General features: G+C 66.9%; 12 protein-coding genes. 7 read left to right on the forward strand and 5 right to left on the reverse strand.

All coding sequences use genetic code 11. The features are described from left to right. Window positions 1–10 precede the first annotated feature (10 nt). Both tssH and tssA read left to right on the forward strand, forming a co-directional pair. Window positions 11–2,677, forward strand: a complete 2,667-nt coding sequence (gene tssH, locus HWW87_RS34380) for a type VI secretion system ATPase TssH (protein ID WP_175823996.1) — start codon at window positions 11–13, stop codon at window positions 2,675–2,677. 42 nt (window positions 2,678–2,719) lie between these two features. Beyond that, window positions 2,720–3,841 (forward strand): type VI secretion system protein TssA, encoded by a 1,122-nt coding sequence (tssA, locus tag HWW87_RS34385; RefSeq protein ID WP_175823997.1) that lies wholly within the window; start codon window positions 2,720–2,722, stop codon window positions 3,839–3,841. Between the two features lie 90 nt (window positions 3,842–3,931). On the opposite strand, the gene HWW87_RS34390 is transcribed toward tssA, so the two are convergent. The 4 genes from HWW87_RS34390 to HWW87_RS34405 form a co-directional block, all read right to left on the reverse strand. Then, on the reverse strand, window positions 3,932–4,882 hold the full coding sequence (locus HWW87_RS34390) for an OmpA family protein (RefSeq protein ID WP_175823998.1): 951 nt from the start codon (window positions 4,880–4,882) through the stop codon (window positions 3,932–3,934). Between the two features lie 4 nt (window positions 4,883–4,886). Then, window positions 4,887–5,876 carry a type VI secretion system-associated protein TagF gene (tagF, locus tag HWW87_RS34395; RefSeq protein WP_174431325.1) on the reverse strand — a complete coding sequence of 330 codons (990 nt, stop codon included), beginning with the start codon at window positions 5,874–5,876 and terminating at the stop codon, window positions 4,887–4,889. Beyond that, window positions 5,873–9,817 carry a type VI secretion system membrane subunit TssM gene (gene tssM, locus HWW87_RS34400; protein ID WP_175823999.1) on the reverse strand — a complete coding sequence of 1,315 codons (3,945 nt, stop codon included), beginning with the start codon at window positions 9,815–9,817 and terminating at the stop codon, window positions 5,873–5,875. Before tssM ends, tagF begins: the two co-directional genes overlap by 4 nt. A gap of 301 nt (window positions 9,818–10,118) precedes the next feature. Next, the gene (locus HWW87_RS34405) at window positions 10,119–10,964 is read right to left on the reverse strand and encodes a M15 family metallopeptidase (RefSeq protein ID WP_175824000.1); all 846 of its coding nucleotides are present in this window, start codon (window positions 10,962–10,964) and stop codon (window positions 10,119–10,121) included. A 121-nt stretch (window positions 10,965–11,085) separates the two neighbouring features. Between HWW87_RS34405 and HWW87_RS34410 the strand changes: the two genes are divergently transcribed. Then, entirely contained in the window at window positions 11,086–12,078 is a 993-nt protein-coding gene (locus HWW87_RS34410) for a phage tail protein (RefSeq protein WP_175824001.1), read from the forward strand. Between the two features lie 211 nt (window positions 12,079–12,289). Then, complete coding sequence (locus HWW87_RS34415; RefSeq protein ID WP_175824002.1) at window positions 12,290–13,318, forward strand: transporter; 1,029 nt, start codon at window positions 12,290–12,292, stop codon at window positions 13,316–13,318. A 152-nt stretch (window positions 13,319–13,470) separates the two neighbouring features. Here HWW87_RS34415 and HWW87_RS34420 read toward each other — a convergent pair whose 3' ends face one another. Continuing rightward, window positions 13,471–15,645, reverse strand: a complete 2,175-nt coding sequence (locus HWW87_RS34420; protein WP_175824003.1) for a M1 family metallopeptidase — start codon at window positions 15,643–15,645, stop codon at window positions 13,471–13,473. A 14-nt stretch (window positions 15,646–15,659) separates the two neighbouring features. Between HWW87_RS34420 and HWW87_RS37025 the strand changes: the two genes are divergently transcribed. From HWW87_RS37025 to HWW87_RS34430, 3 genes are all read left to right on the forward strand, one after another. Continuing rightward, on the forward strand, window positions 15,660–15,872 hold the full coding sequence (locus HWW87_RS37025) for a hypothetical protein (RefSeq protein WP_208449972.1): 213 nt from the start codon (window positions 15,660–15,662) through the stop codon (window positions 15,870–15,872). Window positions 15,873–16,287: 415 nt separating this feature from the next. Further along, complete coding sequence (locus HWW87_RS34425; RefSeq protein WP_175824004.1) at window positions 16,288–16,782, forward strand: LEA type 2 family protein; 495 nt, start codon at window positions 16,288–16,290, stop codon at window positions 16,780–16,782. Window positions 16,783–16,936: 154 nt separating this feature from the next. Continuing rightward, window positions 16,937–17,269 carry a YegP family protein gene (locus HWW87_RS34430; RefSeq protein WP_175824005.1) on the forward strand — a complete coding sequence of 111 codons (333 nt, stop codon included), beginning with the start codon at window positions 16,937–16,939 and terminating at the stop codon, window positions 17,267–17,269. The last annotated feature ends 13 nt before the right edge of the window (window positions 17,270–17,282 follow it).

The following is a 17,282-nucleotide window of genomic DNA, read 5'->3' on the forward strand; positions in this document are numbered from 1 at the left end:
GATCGACGCCATGAGCACGCCTCTGAAGACCCTGATCACGAAACTGAACCCGCTGTGCCGCCACGCGACCGAGCGTGCGGCGAGCGCGTGCCTGGCGCGCGGCCACTACGAGGTCGATCTGGAGCACCTGTTCCTCGCGTTGCTCGACGAAGCGACGGGCGACCTGCCGCTCGCATTGCGCGCGAGCCGTGTCGATCCGCATGCGCTGCATGCCGATCTCGAACGCGAGCTGACGCGCCTGAAGACGGGCAACACGCGCACGCCGGTGTTCTCCGTGCATCTGATCGCACTGTTCGAGCAGGCGTGGCTGATCGCGTCGCTCGATTCGCAGCTCGGCCGCATCCGTTCGGGGCACCTGCTGCTCGCGCTGCTGACCGCGCCGGATCTCGCGCAGTTCGCGCAACGGATGTCGTCGCGGTTCGCGGAAATGAACGTGACGGACCTGAAGCACAAGTTCGACGAAATCATGGCCGGCTCGAGCGAAGCCGAGCCGCGCCAGACGGACGACGACGGCAGCGACGTCGCGCCGGCCGTCGACGGCATGGCGCCCGCGGGTCCGTCGAAGACGCCCGCGCTCGACACGTACACGACCAACCTCACGCAGCGCGCGCGCGACGGCAAGATCGACCCGGTGATCGGCCGCGAAGCGGAGATCCGCCAGGCGATCGACATCCTGATGCGCCGCCGCCAGAACAACCCGATCATGACCGGCGAGGCCGGCGTCGGCAAAACGGCGGTCGTCGAAGGGCTCGCGCTGCGGATCGCGGCCGACGACGTGCCGCCGCCGTTGCGTGGCGTCGCGCTGCACGTGCTCGACATGGGGCTGCTGCAGGCCGGCGCGAGCGTGAAGGGCGAGTTCGAGAACCGCCTGAAGAGCGTGATCGACGAGGTGAAGAAGAGCGCGCCCCCGATCATCCTGTTCATCGACGAGGCGCACACGATCATCGGCGCGGGCGGCCAGGCCGGCCAGAACGATGCGGCTAACCTGCTGAAGCCGGCGCTCGCACGCGGCGAGCTGCGCACGATCGCCGCGACGACATGGAGCGAATACAAGAAGTACTTCGAGAAGGATGCGGCGCTCGCGCGGCGCTTCCAGGTCGTGAAGGTCGAGGAGCCGAGCGAGCCGCTGGCCGCCGCGATGCTGCGCGGGATGTCGGGCCTGATGGAGAAGCATTTCAACGTGCGGATCCTCGACGACGCGATCACCGAGGCCGTACGCCTGTCGCACCGCTACATCAGCGGCCGCCAGCTGCCGGACAAGGCGATCAGCGTGCTCGACACCGCCTGCGCGAAGGTCGCGCTCGCGCACAGCGCGACGCCGGCGGCGATCGACGATACCAAGAAGCGCATCGAGCGCATCGATGCGGAAATCGCGTCGCTGGAGCGCGAGGCGGCGGGCGGCGCCGCGCACGACGAGCGGCTCGGCGAGCTGCGCGGCGCGCGCGACACGGCGCTCGAACAACTGGCGAAGGATGAAGCACGCTACGAAGCCGAGCGCGTGATCGTCGCCGAGATCACCGAACTGCGCGACACGCTCGACAAGGCACGCGGCCCGTCGGAAGACGGCCAGCCGGTCGACGTGCAGGCCACCCGCGACAAGCTGGCGGAACGCGTCGCGGCGCTGCACGCGCTGCAGGGCGGCGAGCCGATGGTGCCGCTGCAGGTCGACGGCCACGTGGTCGCCGAGATCGTCGCCGCGTGGACCGGCATTCCGCTCGGCCGGATGGTGAAGGACGAGATCGACACCGTGCTGAACCTGCAACCGCTGCTGACCGCACGCGTGATCGGCCAGGATCATGCGCTCGATGCGATCGCGCAGCGCGTGCGCACCGCGACCGCGAACCTCGAGGATCCGAACAAGCCGCGCGGCGTGTTCATGTTCGTCGGGCCGTCGGGCGTCGGCAAGACCGAGACGGCGCTGGCGCTGGCCGACATCCTGTACGGCGGCGAGCGCAAGATGGTCACGATCAACATGAGCGAGTACCAGGAAGCGCACAGCGTGTCGGGCCTGAAGGGCTCGCCGCCGGGCTACGTCGGTTACGGCGAAGGCGGCGTGCTGACCGAGGCCGTGCGCCGCAACCCGTATTCCGTCGTGTTGCTCGACGAGGTCGAGAAGGCGCACCCGGACGTGCTCGAGATGTTCTTCCAGGTGTTCGACAAGGGCATGATGGACGACGCCGAAGGGCGCGAGATCGACTTCCGCAACACGCTGATCATCCTGACGTCGAACGTCGGCTCGGCCGCGGTGATGCAGGCCTGCCTGAACAAGCCGGCCGAGGAACTGCCCGATCCGGACGCACTCGCCGAGACGCTGCGTCCGCAGCTGTACAAGACCTTCAAGCCGGCGTTCCTCGGCCGGATGAAGGTCGTGCCGTACTATCCGATTTCCGACGACGTGCTGGCCGAGATCATCGAGCTGAAGCTCGAACGCATCCGCCGCCGGATCGAGACGAACCACAAGGCCGCGTTCGAGTGGGACGAGTCGCTCGTCGAGGCGGTGCTCGCGCGCTGCACCGAGGTCGATTCGGGCGCCCGCAACGTCGACCACATCCTGAACGGCACGCTGCTGCCGGAGATCGCGGGCCACGTGCTCGGCCGGATCGCCGACGGCGCGGCCATCGCGCGCATCGCGGTGCGCGCGGACGAGGCCGGCGAATTCGCGTACACCGTCGAATGAGCGCGGCCGCGCCCAGCCCAGCATTGATGAACTGACCGAACCATGCCGATCAATCTCCCCGAGCTGCTGACGCCGATCAGCGACGCGTCGCCCAGCGGCGACGACCTGCTGTTTTCGAACGAATTCGACGCGATCCAGGACGCGCGGCGCTATGACGACCCGACGCTCGACCAGGGCGAATGGGTGACCGAGATCAAGGAGGCCGACTGGGGCTTCGTCGTCGACCATGCGGGCGAGCTGCTGCGCACGCGCACGAAGGACCTGCGGCTCGCCGTATGGCTGACCGAGGCGCTCGCGCTCGAGGACGGCGTCACGGGCCTCACCGAAGGCTATGCGCTGCTCGAGGGCCTGTGCCGCGAGTTCTGGGATACCTTCCACCCGCTGCCCGAGGACGACGACATCGAGCACCGGCTCGGCAACGTCGCGTGGCTGTCCGGCCGCACGGCCGAGCTGCTGCGCGCGGTGCCGCTGACGGACGGCGCATCGAATGCGTTCAGCACGCTCGACTGGGAAGTCGCGCAGCACGTCGCGCAGTCGATCAAGCGCGACCCCGACCACGCGGACGACATCGCGCGCGGCAAGCCGTCGATCGAGCAGATCGATGCGTCGCGGCGCGTGACGTCGATCGCGTTCTACACGGCGCTGCTGGCGAACCTGAAGGCGTTCGAATTCGCGCTCGATGCGTTCGAGGAGCGGCTCGTCGAACGGGCGGGCGATTCCGCGCCGAGCTTCCGGCAGGCGCGCGACGCGTTCGAGACCGTGTACCGGCTCGCCGAGCGCTTTGCGCGCGAACAGGGCTATACGGGCAGCGCGCCGCACACGCAGGCGGCGCCGCAGGCCCAGCCAGAACGCGTCGAGCCGGTGTTCGGCCAACCGATCCAGACCGAGGAGACTCGCGTGCAGCAGCAGACCGCTTCGCGTCCTCCGGTGACGCAGATGATCGCCGGCATCCAGAACCGTGCGCAAGCCGTCGACCAGTTGCGTGCGGTGGCGCGCTATTTCCGTCAGACCGAGCCGCACAGCCCGGTCGCGTATCTCGCCGACAAGGCGGCCGAATGGGCCGACATGCCGCTGCACAAGTGGCTCGAGAGCGTCGTGAAGGACGACGGCTCGCTGTCGCATATCCGCGAGTTGCTGGGGGTGAGGCCCGACGAGCAGTCGTAAACGCAAGACGGGCGGCGCATCGCTGCCGCCGCCCGTCGTGTGCCGTGCCGCGCCGCTTCGCCATGGAGCGAGCGGCCGGCCGATTTCCCGTTACTGCCCCACCCGGAACTCGATCCGCCGATTCCTCGCCCTGCCATCCGCCGTATCATTCGGCGCAATCGGCTGATCCGGCCCGACCCCCGTCGTCGTCATCTGCTGCGGCGGAATGCTCTTCGTGATCAGATAACCCTTCACCGCATCCGCACGCGCCTGGCTCAGCGCGATGTTCGACGTCCGGTTCCCCGAGTTGTCGGTGTGGCCGATGATGTCGACCGTGCGGTTCTGCATCTTCGCGAGCGCGGCCGCCATCTGGTCGAGGATCAGCTTGCCCTGCGGCGTCAGCGTCGCGCTGCCGGTCTCGAACTCGATCGTCCGGTTCGCGAGCGTCTGGTCGAGCACGCCCTGTTCGGATGCCGACACGCGCAGCCCGTTCTTGATCGTGTACGTCGGGTTCAGCGTGTTCGCCATGTCGCTCGCGAGCTGCTGGCGCTGCGCCTCGTTGTGCACCTCGCCCTTCATCTCGATCTGCGTGCCGTTGATCTTCAACTGGCCCTTGCTGATCTGCTTGAGCTGCGCGCCGAGCAGCTTCTGCACGTTCGCGCTCCAGTTCGGCGGCGTCGCGACGTCGCCCACCTCGACCTGGTCGACGACGTTCGTCGCGCCGTAGGTATCGCGCAGCTTCTGCAGCACGGCCGCCTTGGTCGCCTCGTCGGGCACCTTGCCGCCGACCACCACCTGGCCGGGCGTGGCGTTCGCGGGCGGCGGCGCGATCGTGCCGGCGGTGCCGTGCACCACCGTGCCGGACGCGCCGCCGGCGTTCGGGTTGGCCTGCGGCAGCGCGGTCGTCGCGACCGTGCCGTTGCCGACCGGCGTGACGGTCGCGCCCGTGTTCTGCGCGAAGGCCGCGCCGCTCGCGACGAGGCCGGCCGCGAACAGCGCGGCGAGGGCGGGCGAGACGGCGGCCGACCAGCGCGCGCGCCGGACCTGAATCGTGCGATGCATGCCGTCAGCCTCCGATGAACGCTTCGCGGAACGCGTCGATGGCGACGCGCAGCGAGAGTTGCGGTTGGTCGAGGTAGCTGACGAGCTTGCTGATCTGGTGATCGTTTTGCGCATGGGCGTCGATCCACTCGGGATCGTCGATGTCGATGTTGTGGGCGGCGTAGGTCTGCGGGTCGACGACGCTCAGCAGCGTTTTCGCCGACGCGCCGTTGAAGCCGATGACGAGCCGTTCGCGTTCGGCGATCGTGCCGATGAAGATCGCGAGCTCGAAGTCGGCCTGCGCGACGAACGGCGCGATCAGCTCGAGCCAGAACGCGGCGACGAGGCTGCGGTAGAACGGATCGACCGGCAGCGGCAGCGTGAGGCCGCGTTCGATGTGCGACGAGCCGCTCTGCATCACCGGCCGCAGCAGCGAGCCGAGCGCGAGCATCGCGCCGCGCAGCCGCACCGGATGACCGCTTTCGAGCAGCATCTCCTGCAGGCCGTACAGCGACTGGTGTTCGACGAAATCGTTGAAGGTGCCGTCATGCGACGTGCCGGGGCCGCCGACGTCGATCGGCACCTGCGTGTCGCCGAGCGCCTGCAGCGCGCCGGGCGGCTCGTCCTTGCCGAGCAGCGGCGGGATCTGCGTGGCGACGCGCGACCACAGCCGCGCGAACGCGAGCGGGCTGCGCGCGAGGAACGCGAGCGGCCGGTCGACCTCCAGCGCGGTCGCGCCGAGGAACGGGAAGCGGCGCATCGACACGTCGTGGCTCGCGACCATGTGGCCCGCGATCGCGAGCTTGCTGCGCGAGCCGAGGAACGCGAAGTGCATCGGCTTCGCATCCTCGTAGACGATCTTCCAGCGCGGATCTTCCGCGAGCAGCTCCAGCGCCTGCGCGATCCAGCGATCGAGCGTCTGCAGCAGTTGCGGATTGTGCGCGCTCTTCACGAAGTCGCCGCGCGACGGAATCTTGCCGAAGTAGGCGATTTGCGCCTGTACGGTTTGCGTCATTGCGCCCTCTGTGCATTCGTTGCATTGGCGGCCGCGACGGCCGGCGCTGCGCCCGGCGTGCCGGTGGCGGATTGCGTCGCGTTCTGTGCGGCGCCCGTGCTCGCGTCGGCGACCGACGACGGCAGCTGCAGGCCGCGCAGGCTCTGCTGTTGCGGCTGGTCGCCGCCGCCGGCCGACGGTTGCGACGTGCTGATGATGCGCATCGTCACCGACACGTTCACGCTGCCCTGTGCCCACGTCAGGTCGAAGGTGCCGTCCGGACGGCGCTTGCGCTGCGCCGAGTTGATCAGCTTCTCGAGACCGTAGCGGCCCGGCTCGTTGACGAGCTGCACCGTGCGGCCGTCGAAGGTCGTCGCGGACAGCGTCGCGCCCGGCGAGCCCTGCGGGTTCGGCCACACGAAGTTGGTCCACTGCGGCGGCGTGTTGCGGTAGCGCAGCTGCTGGCCGTCGATCGCGATCGTGTATTCCGTCGTGCCCGTGCTCGGTTGCGGCAGGATCTGGAACACGGTCTGCGGCTCGGCCGACGCGGCCGCGCTGCCGGCGGCGCCGCCCGCGAGCGGCGCGACCCAGCGTGCGAAGCCGTTCGTGAAGTCCGGCGTGAGCCCGATGCCCATGTCGCCCCACGTGCGGGCGGCGAGCGTGTCGCCGCGGCGCACCGCGAGCGGCCCGAGCGTCGTGCCGACGAACTTCGCGATCGAGCCGTCCGGGCCGAACACCTGCGCGATCTCGCCGGCGCCGGCCTCGACCTTCGCGTTCGCCGCGAACGGGTACTTCGTCGCGAGCGAGCTCTGGAACGGCTGGTAGACCTGCGCGTTCCAGACCTTGTTGACTTCGGCGCTGGCCGGCTGGATCACGACCGCGAACGCCTGCATCAGCGGCCGCACCAGCAGCGGGCGCAGCGACTTGCGTTGCGAATCGGTCAGGCCCGTCAGCATCTGCTCGTCGACGAGCTTCAGCGAATCGGCGAGTTCCGAACCGCTGCCGTCGAGCGTCTGCTGCATCAGCTGGCGCGCGCCCGGCCCCGGGTCGCCCTGGTTCTTGATCACGTTGAAGCGCGTGCGGACCTTCGACAACGACTCCATGTAGCCCTTCAGCATCGACGTGCCGTCATGCGTCGCGACGATTCGCGCGAGCCCGACGAACTCCTGGCCGATCGGACCCATCGGCACCTCGGCCGGATTGCCGTTGATGTCGATGTTGGCCGCGGCCACCTGGCCGGCCTGCGAGCGCGAGAACAGTTGCTTGACCCAGTTCACGACGCCCGTCTGCGCCTTCTTGATCGTCACGTTCGCGAGCGACGGGTTGTCCCACGACGTCTGGTCGTACGCGGTCTCGAGGATCTTGCGGATCGGCGAATCCTGCGGGTCGCCGAGGCGGTTCATCCCGTCGACGGCCTGGCCGAAGCTGGTGAAGCCCTGCACCGCGATGCCCTGCATGAACTTCTGCCAGTGCTGCGCGTACTCGGTCTTGTACATGCCGACGAGCGTCTTCTGGATCTGCTCGGGGCTGCCCTCGAGCGTCAGGTCGTCCTGCGTCGACGTGTTGAGCACCCAGTCCTTCGCCTGCAGTTCCTTGGTCGCCGCATCGCGGATCGCCGGCTGCACGTAGTCGAACCACGCTTCGCGCGTGAACGTGCCCGGAATCGCGTAGCTGCCTGCCACGAGGCCCTGGTTGCCGTCGCCGACGATGCGCGCGATGGTCATCGGCGCGAAGCGGGTCGACGCGCGGGCCTTGATTTCCTCGTAGACGCGCTGGCGGGCCGGCATGCCGCGCACCACGCGGCGCAGGTTCTCGCGGGTCTGGTCGACGAGCGCGAGGTTCGCGTCGATCATCGGCCAGTCGTTGTCGTTCACGCGCGACAGGTAGAACGAGATCATGCGCTCGGCGCTCCGGATCATCTCGTCGCGCGGCATGTTGCCGCGATTCGTCTCGAGCCAGCCGCGCCAGAAGCGGGCGAGCTGGTCGGTCAGGTGCGCCTGCTCGACGTGACGCTTGTCGGACAGCATCAGGTAGGTCTTCAGCGCGTTGTACGCGTCCTGCACGTTGGTCGGCGACGCGTCGCTGTAGAGGCCGCCCTGCGGCGCGGCCGCCTGTTGCGGGGCGGCGGCCGGCGCGGCGCCCGACGCGGCCAGCACGGCACCCGCCTGCGGCGCGGCGCCTGCCGCGTTCGTCGAGACCGGCAGCGTGCCGCCCTGCACGGCGCCCGATTCGGGCGGGCGCGTCATCGGCACGAGCTGCTCGGGGTGCGCGTTCACGTCCTTCATGAACGACGCGAGGTTCTGCGACACGGGGGCCAGCAGGATCTGGCGCACGCCGTTGTAGTACTCGGTCAGCAGGTGCTGCTCGAGGCGGTCGCCCTGGTACAGGCCGAGCGACACCGATAGCGGCTTGTCGCGGCGGAACTGTTCGAGCTGCTCGATCCGGTCTTCCAGGATGTCCATCGCCTGCAGGCGCGACTGCAGGTCGTTGCGGCCCTGCTGCAGGCGCGTGACGTTGTCGAGGTCGGCCTGCACGTTCGACACGAGCTGCTGGTTGCCGATCGTCGACCAGGTCCAGCCGCCCAGCGCGAGCGCGAGCGCCGCGACGAAGCCGAAGAAGGTCGCGTAGCGCAGCCGCGTCTTGGTCGGGCTGGCGAACTGGCGCACCGTCTGGCGGTCCGCGAAGATCACCTTCGAGAACAGGTCGCGCAGGAAGAAGCCGTTCTTCGAGAACGCGCTGTGCGGTTTCGGCAGCGCATTCCCGTCGAGGCCGAAGCGGTGCGCGATGCGCTGCGCGGCCGTGCTGTTGGTTTCGCCTTCCTGCAACGCGCTGGTGAAGTAGAAGCCGCGGAAGATCGGCTTGTACTGGAACGGGTTGTTCTCGAACAGCGTCGCGAGGAACGCGCGCAGCGAAGGCTTGATCGTCGAGAATTCGAGCGGGAAGCTCAACTGGCCCGGCGACAGCTGGTTGCCGCGCGACAGCGACAGTTGCGCGACGCTGATTTCCTTCAGCCCTTCGTAGAGTTCCTCGAAGTGCGTGTCGAACTGCGCGACGACGTCACGCTTGTCGTCGGGCTCGTAGGGCAGGGTGGCGCCCCACACGCGGTCGTACTCGTGCTTGTCGCTGCTGCTGAAGAATTCGGTGAAGCCGGTGATCAGGTCGGCCTTCGTGAACATCACGTAGACCGGCGCGAACACTTCCAGCTTTTCCGTCAGCTCCTGAACGCGCTGGCGGAGGTTCTTCGCGAGGTTGATCGCGAATTCGGGGCGGTTGCCGGTGAGTTCGGCGATGCTTGCCGTGACGATGATGCCGTTGATCGGCGCCTTCGGACGGTAGCGCTTGAGCAGCCCGAGGAAGCCGAGCCACTCGCTGCGGTCTTCCTCGTGCACCGAATAGCGGCCGGCCGTGTCGAGCAGGATCCCTTCGGTCGTGAAGAACCAGTCGCAGTTACGCGTGCCGCCGATGCCGTGGATCACGGCGCTGTTCTTGTCCGCGAACGGGAACTGCAGGCCGGAATTGAGCACGGCGCTGCTCTTGCCCGCGGCCGGGTTGCCGATCACGATGTACCACGGCAGCTCGTACAGCGCGGAGCCGCCCGACACCTGGCCGATCTTCGACGTCTTGATCGTCTTCACCGCATCCGACAGGCGCGTGCGCAGCACGTCGAGGTCGGCCGTCTTCGCGTCCGGCGCGAGCGCGGCGGCGGCCGGCGCGGCGATCTTGCCGGTTTCCGCCTGCTCTTCCAGCACCTGGCCGAGCGCCTGGTTCGCGCGCTTCACGCGCCAGCGGCGCCACAGCGCGACGGCGAGCCACAGCGCGAGGACCGCCGCGAACGCGATCGCCGCCCACAGGAGCGGCAGCTGCAGCATGTCGGCGACGATGAACAGAATGGCTGCTAGCGCGACGATCCCGACGATCGAGAGCGTACGCGGATGAGTCAGCACGTTGAGGATGCGTTGCATAGGACGTTCAGGTTCCGGTGCGATTCGGTGAGGCGACGCAGGCGCGCCGAGCGGCAAGGGTGGCGCCGCGATGTGTCGCCATGCTGTCAAACGGGATGAAGGAGGCTGGCATCAACGCGCTCGCGGCATCGGAGAAGGCGCGCGCATTAACGAAAGGACGCTGTGAGATTTAAAACGGAAGCGGCGGCCGGAAAAAATCGCGCACCGGAATGCCCGATCGTTTGCGCCGCCCAAATCGTTTCCTGCCGGGTGATTAAAAAGCCCCATGCCGCCCTCATTATTTCTTGTTCGGCAGCCCTGGCTAGCTGCCGCGTCCCAGTTTAAAACCGGGTTTATGGTATTCCACGTGCCCGAGATCCATCATTTTCCATCGGCCGCCCCAGGTCAGGCCGACTTGCTCGGCGACCTGGCCGTACAACTGGTAACCGCGCATCGCCCACGGATCTTTCTCGGAAATGACCAGCTTGCCGTCGCGCAGGAATGCGTTGTCGGCCGCCAGCCCGAACTGGTGATAACTCTGGAAGGCCGCTGCATTGGTCACGTTCGTGCCCATCTGCGCGAGCCGGTTCTGTCGTTCCGGGCTCCGGTAGCCTTCCAGCAGCGCCATTTCATAACCATATTGTTCGTGCATGATCTTGTAGACCAGCAGCAAACGCGTACGGAAATCCGGATCCAGCAGGTTCCAGTCGCGGCTCGCATCCTTCAGCGCCGGGCGTACCTGTTCGACTTCCTTCGTGGCAAAGACTTCCGGCGGCAACGGCGGCGGCGGCACGAGTTGTTCGCCCTGCAACAGCGCGGCGATCTTCTCGTCGGGCACGCGCGCCGTGTCGTCGTACTGAAATAATTGCCGACCGCGTAACGCAATGGCCACCAATGGCGGCGTCGCAAGAATACCTGCCGACACCATAATCATCAAGCGCCGCCGAACCAGTAAATTTTGCACGTCGCTTAATGCGCCGCGCGTCACGCTTGCCGATTTAACAATCTGACTCCGCGTGCGCGCGGCGCGATCGTTCGCACGGCGCGTCAGACGACCGTGAAACTGGGCGACGGATTCGAAAACGGTCGCGCGGATACCCGGTAAAAGCAACAGTGCCGCAACGGCGACGGCAAGGGCGAAATAGGCGACGAGTGCGACGGCAATCAAAGAAATCCCCGGAAATTGGAATTGATTGTGTTTTGCAATGCTTGCTCTTAGAATCAGGCTGCTTCGAGAGGCCGGGCTATATTATCGCGGTGAATTAAACCAGGATTCAATGAGACGCTGAATGAGTGCGCCGGAAAATTCAAATTCGAAAACTCCGCCCAGCCTGCTGTCCGATACTAAACCGGCAGGCGAGGGAGGACCTCGGCAGTCGCGCATTCTCGCGGATCTGGAAGGGCGTGTCACGCCGCCCGCCGAACCGCCGCGCCGTTCGCTGAAGGCGCCGATCGCCGCCGTGGTGGCGTTGGTCGTGGCCGTCGGCGGCTGGGGCGCGTGGCGCATGCAGCAGTCGTCGGGCGATCGGCCCGCGGCGGTTGCGGCCGCGACGGCACCCGCGGCGGCTGCGCCGGACAAGGCCGCACCGGCCAGCGGCGCCGCCGTGCAGGTCGCGCAGAACGGCGCGTCCGCTGCGTCGGCGGCGCAACCGGCCACGATCGTCAACGACGATTCGGCGTCCCGGACCGTTGCATCCGCATCCACGTCGGCCGCACCCGCTTCCGCCGCGGACAACAGCCGCCTGTCGCGCGCGCTTGCCAACGGCGCCGATGACGCATCGGGCGCGGCCACGGCTGGCGCAGCCGCAACTGCGGCCGCCGCGGCGGCGACGGCCAAGACCGCGAAGGCCGACGCGTCGAAGAGCACCAAGGTCGCCGCGCACGGCAAGACCGATACGAAAGCCGAGGCGAAGGCCGACACGAAGGCCGAAGCCCGCAAGCATCGCAAGGAACAGCAGGCCGAGCTCGCGCAGGCGAAGAAGCGCCGCGACGCGACGCCGACTCGAACCGCGAAGGCGGGCGGAAAGGACGATCCGGATGCGGATCTGCTCGCCGCGCTCGTCGCGCGCACGAAGCCGGCCGACAAGAAACTCGCCGCGCAGAAGGGTCAGGCCGTGCCGACCAAGACGGCGGCGACCGGCGGCTCGCTGGCGTCGCGCGTGAAGGAGTGTTCGGAGCGCGGTTTCTTCGAGGATCAGCTGTGCCGCTGGCGCGTGTGCGACGGCCACTGGGGCAAGGACCCCGCGTGCCCGAGCGCCGCGCAGTCGGAGACGCGGCAGTAACGCGTGCCGCGCACGCCGCGATGTCTTTCTCGTCAGCGCCGCCCAATGGGCGGCGCGTTGTTTTCGGGGCAAGGACGACTGCCGGTATGATGCCGTGTGACACTGTCACGCGTGCGTCACGCCCGTCGGGCATACGTTTCCTTTCTTTTCCCGGCGCGGGCCCGCGACCCGCGATGTGCGGCGCGCCGCGCGCCGCACCACCTTCGACACGATGGACCTGATCGTACAGACTTACGGCGCCGATACGTCCGGCATGGTATGCGGATTCCGTTTCGATCCGGGCGGCGCCGGCGCGATGCTCGATGCCGATGCGGCCGCCGCGTGGCTGCGCACGTGCCGCGAGCAGGGTGCGGCCGCCTCGGGCGATTTCGTCTGGTTGCACTTCAATCTCGCGCACGGCGCGAGCGAGCGCTGGATGCGCACGCATCTCGGGTTGCCCGACAGCTTCTTCGAATTCCTGCATGAAGGCTCGCGCTCGACGCGCATCGAGCAGGAAGACGGCGCGTTGCGCGCGATCGTCAACGACGTGATGTTCAACCTCGAACTCACGCCGTCGGAGATCGCGACGCTGTTCGTCCACGTCGAGCGGCGCATCATGGTGACCGCGCGGCTCAAGCCGCTGCGCTCGGTCGACACGCTGCGCGCCGGCGTGCGCGACGGCGAGCGGTTCCGGTCGCCGACCGAACTGCTCGTGCACCTGCTGCACGACCAGGCCGACCTGCTGATCCAGATCATGCGGCGCACGAGCGTCGACGTCGACCGCATCGAGGATCGCTTCCTGTCGCAGCGGCTCACGTCGAGCCGCATCGAGCTCGGCGCGATGCGCCGCACGCTGACGCGCTTGCAGCGCATGCTCGCGCCGGAGCCCGGGTCGATCTTCCGGCTGCTCGCGAAGCCGCCCGCGTGGCTGCATACGGAAGACGTGCAGGAGCTGCGCGAGTCGACCGAGGAGTTCTCGCTGGTGCTCGCCGATCTCGCGGGACTCAACGAGCGCATCAAGCTGCTGCAGGAAGAGATCGGTTCGCGGCTCGACGAGCAGAACAACCGGACGCTGTTCACGCTGACGCTCGTCACCGTGATCGCGCTGCCGATCAACATCGTCGCCGGCTTCTTCGGGATGAACGTCGGCGGCGTGCCGTTCTCGGAGAACAAGCACGGCTTCTGGCTGATGGTGCTGCTCGTCGCGGGCTTCACCGCTCTGGCCGCGTGGTGGGCGTTCCGGCGCCGCGACGATCGCTAGGGCCGGGCGTTGCATCGACGCGGCAGCGCGTTTCGCGCTGGCGCTGGGCCACATGAAAAAAGGGCCTCGCATGCGAGGCCCGTCAACAGGTCGGAGAAACCGGTACGCCGGCCGGCGCCGCAGGCTGCGCGGCGCCGGCCGGATCCGCACCGTTACTGCGTCACTACCTTGCGCGGCTTGAAGATGCCCTGGTATTGCCGTGCCGGGCGTTCCTTCGTCACCGGTTCGATGCCGCCGAAGGTCGGCGTCTGGCGCAGCTTCATCGCGGCCGGCGAAGCGACCGAGCCGATCGACGTCGAGCGCGAAGCCGGTGCGAGGTTGTTCGCGACGAGCAGCGCCGCTTCGCTCTTCAGGTTCGCCAGCAGCACCGGATCGGTCGAGCCGTTGACCTGCGTGAGCAGCCCGCTCCAGGCCGCGTCGCTGTAGTTCACGACGTAGTAGTCGAGACCGCTCGGGTCGGCGACCACGCCCGTGCAGCCGTCGATCCGCGTCTGAGCCTGCGTATCCTTCAGCGCGAGCGTCGTGTGTTTCGCGAGACCCTGGCCATACGCGAGCGTGATCGGCACCGTCCACTGCAGGCCCGGATACGCGTTCTTGTTCGGGAACGGCTGCTGTTTCAGCGTGACGACCGTCTGGTTCTTCGTCAGGTCGCACTGCGTGTCGAGCGAGATCAGCGGCACGCCGGTCTGACGCACGTAGCTGTCGCCGATCGGGCCGACCGCCTGGCCGCTTTCCTTCGACAGCGCATCCCACAGACGCTTCGGCGTCCCGTTGCCGAACGAGTAGTCGACCAGGTACTGCTGCAGGCCCTTGCGCAGCGTCTGCTCGCCGAGATAGTTCTCGAGCGTCTTCAGCACGTGGCCGCCCTTGTCGTACGTGAATGCGCTGGCGCTCAGCACGAAGTCGTTCGACGCCCAGTCGTTGAAGTTCGGCGCGACCGGGAACGCGTTCGGGCCGATGTCACGATTGATCACGCGGTACTTGTTCTTCACCTGGTCGAGCCAGCTGAACTCGTTGGGGAAGAACTGGATCGTCGTCTTCGTCTCGAAGAACGTCGCGAACGATTCGTTGAGCCACACGTTGTCCCACCAGTCGGTCGTCACGAGATCGCCGAACCACTGGTGCGCCACTTCGTGCGTCAGCACTTCGTTGCCGTAGTGCGACATCGGCTGGCCCGGCTGCGGCAGGATGTCGTCGGCGAACTCGAGGATCGACCCCCAGTTCTCCATCCCGCCGAAGTTCAGGTCCTTCTGCTCCTTGAACGCGTCGTTCGCGGCCACCGTGTCGAACTTCGTGAGCGGCAGCGCGATGCCCGTGTAGCGGTAGTAGAAGTCGAGCGCCTGCTTGGTGCGGTCCATCGCCGGCTTCGCCCACTCGCTCATGCCCGGCGGCGTGAACACGCGCAGGTGCAGGCCGCCCTTGCCGCCCGGCAGCGGGCTCGTGAAGTCGTCCTCGTAGGTGTCGAACAGGCCGCCGCCGAAGAACAGCAGGTACGACGGCATCGGCGGGGTCTTCTCGAACTGCACGAGCTTGTAGCCGCCGCCGACGTTGGTCGACGGCTTCTCGGCCGCGTTCGACACGACGCGCCAGCTTTGCGGCACTTCGGCCGTCACTTCATAGGTCGGGCGGAACGCCGGCTCGTCCCAGCCGGGGAACCATTGGCGCGACAGGTTGGTTTCGCCCTGCGTCAGGATCGCGCCGCTCGTCGTGCCGTCGGTGCTCTTCAGGTCGACGCGGAACACGCCTTCCGCGGCCGAGCAGCCCGGATACGGATCGTCGCCGCAGCTGCCGCCCGTGTGCGTGGCCGGATCGTCATACGACTTGAAGTTGATGATGCCCGACCACTCCATGTGCAGCGAATAGTTGCCCGGCGCGATCGTGCCGGCGACGGGGCGCAACTGATAGAAGTCGCCCTTGTCCTGTGGCGTCGCGATCAGCTGGATGTTGCCCGGCTGCAGCGTGATGCGGCCGTTGGTGAACTTGATCCGGTGGCCGGCGATCACGATGTTGTTGACCGGCTTCAGCACCTTGATCTCGACGTCGGCGCGGCCGTCGAACGCGTTCAGCGCTTCGTTCGGGCGGAACCACAGCCGGTAGTTCACGGGCACCACGGTGTCCGGCAATTCGACAGGCGAGACGCTCTTGTCGACGTTCGATGCGCTCGGCGGCGCGGTGACGGCGGGCGACGAGCCCGTATGCGGCGCGCCGGCGGAGCTGAGCGCGGAAGCGGAGCCCGCACCGCCGTCGTCGCCGCCGCACCCGGCGAGCGCGAGTGCGAGTGCGGCGACGAGCGGCAGATAACGCATCTTGCGAATATGAATCGACATGACTGAAACCTCGATTGTTGAAAGAATCGTTCAGTGCTGCGAAAACGCCGGCAAAAGCAATCCCCTCGCCGTTTAATCAACAGCGAAAAAATGCCAATGACGGATTATTCGAAAAAGACGGCGGCCGACTACGTGAAGGTAATCATGGTTTACTGCCCCCTCTGAATTTCCGGATGTCGGTTAACTGGCCGGTTCAAAATGGCCGGACGCGTGTTGTACTGAATTGATTTCGCGCGCACGACACGGGGCCGCACGCCCGGCGCGGGCGCGCAATCCCTTTGAACCGACGACCTACGGGGCTGGCCGGGCCAGTCCGCAGGACGGAAGGACAGCGTGTCGCCATCCCGTAAATTCGCCGTCATGCGGCTTAAGGTTTGTCGGCTTGCTCCAAGGATGCGTAAATATACTTGATGGTTTTGGGTAAAGGAAACGAAAAATTTAGAAAGAGCATCTATTGAATTCCGGGTGCTTCATTGAATGACGAAAGTCATTAATGCGCTTTCCGTTTGGCTGGCAATTTCGTAGTTTTAATCTATTAAGGATCTTGCTGCGCCGCGAAAACTACGAAATTCGGTGACGGGCGGCGCGGTCGGTACAATGCATCGACGACCCGTCCACCGATTGCCGCGAGGAGACTGTCCCATGCCACGAGCCCTGTTCCGTATCGCGCCGCTGCGCGCCGTGCTGCTGCTGTTCGCCGCCGTGTTCCTGTTGGGCGGTTGCGCGGGGCTCACGCGCGAGCCGGTGCGCGTGTCGGTCGCCGGGCTCGACCCGCTTGTCGGGCAGGGCCTCGAGATGCGCTTCAGCCTGAAGTTGCGCGTGCAGAATCCGAACGATGCGCCGATCGACTACGACGGCATCTCGGTCGCGCTCGACCTGAACGGCACGCCGTTCGCGAGCGGCGTCAGCGATCGGGCGGGCACCGTGCCGCGGTTCGGCGAGGCCGTGCTCGACGTGCCGGTTTCGGTGTCGGCCTTCGCGGCCGCACGGCAGGCGTGGAACCTGCCCGGTGCGGCCGCGAACGGCGAGTTGCCGTATGCGCTGCGCGGCCGGCTCGCCGGCAGCGTGCTGGGCACCGTGCACTTCCGCGACGCGGGCACGCTGCGTCTGCCGACCATGCCGGGGTGGGGCGGATAGGTTATTCGGTCGGAATTCAACGTCGGCCAAATGTGTCGAAAAATTCACCATTTGACATTCTTTAATGCTTATCTCCGCGGGATGTCGATTTTCGTCGACGCGCCTCCTACACTTGACGATGTCCGAGGGTCGGACATTCTTTTAGGGGAAATCCATGGCGGCAAAATTCGAGCTCAAGAAGGCCACGAACGGCCAGTACTACTTCCACCTGAAGTCGGCGAACGGCGAGATCATCCTCGCGAGCGAGCGCTACGAGGAGAAAAGCGGCGCGAGAAACGGGATCGCGTCCGTGCGGGAAAATGCGCCGCTCGACGAGCGTTACGAGCGCAAGCTCGCCCACAACGGCGAGCCCATGTTCAATCTGAAAGCAGCGAACCACCAGGTCATCGGCACGAGCGAAACGTACAGCAGCGTGCAGGCACGCGAGAACGGCATCGCGGCCGTGAAGCGCGATGCGCCCACGGCGGAAACCTTCGATCTCGCCTGAGTGACGATTGCGC

Origin of the sequence: Burkholderia sp. BCC0419, from assembly GCF_902830285.1 — a bacterium.
Taxonomy (GTDB): domain Bacteria; phylum Pseudomonadota; class Gammaproteobacteria; order Burkholderiales; family Burkholderiaceae; genus Burkholderia.

Bases quoted from the DNA above. Each gene is read 5' to 3' on its own strand.
- tssH (WP_175823996.1), top strand. From the start codon at position 11: ATGAGCACGCCTCTGAAGACCCTGATCACGAAACTGAACCCGCTGTGC.
- tssA (WP_175823997.1), top strand. From the start codon at position 2,720: ATGCCGATCAATCTCCCCGAGCTGCTGACGCCGATCAGCGACGCGTCG.
- HWW87_RS34390 (WP_175823998.1), bottom strand. From the start codon at position 4,882: ATGCATCGCACGATTCAGGTCCGGCGCGCGCGCTGGTCGGCCGCCGTC.
- tagF (WP_174431325.1), bottom strand. From the start codon at position 5,876: ATGACGCAAACCGTACAGGCGCAAATCGCCTACTTCGGCAAGATTCCG.
- tssM (WP_175823999.1), bottom strand. From the start codon at position 9,817: ATGCAACGCATCCTCAACGTGCTGACTCATCCGCGTACGCTCTCGATC.
- HWW87_RS34410 (WP_175824001.1), top strand. From the start codon at position 11,086: ATGAGTGCGCCGGAAAATTCAAATTCGAAAACTCCGCCCAGCCTGCTG.
- HWW87_RS34415 (WP_175824002.1), top strand. From the start codon at position 12,290: ATGGACCTGATCGTACAGACTTACGGCGCCGATACGTCCGGCATGGTA.
- HWW87_RS34420 (WP_175824003.1), bottom strand. From the start codon at position 15,645: ATGTCGATTCATATTCGCAAGATGCGTTATCTGCCGCTCGTCGCCGCA.
- HWW87_RS34425 (WP_175824004.1), top strand. From the start codon at position 16,288: ATGCCACGAGCCCTGTTCCGTATCGCGCCGCTGCGCGCCGTGCTGCTG.
- HWW87_RS34430 (WP_175824005.1), top strand. From the start codon at position 16,937: ATGGCGGCAAAATTCGAGCTCAAGAAGGCCACGAACGGCCAGTACTAC.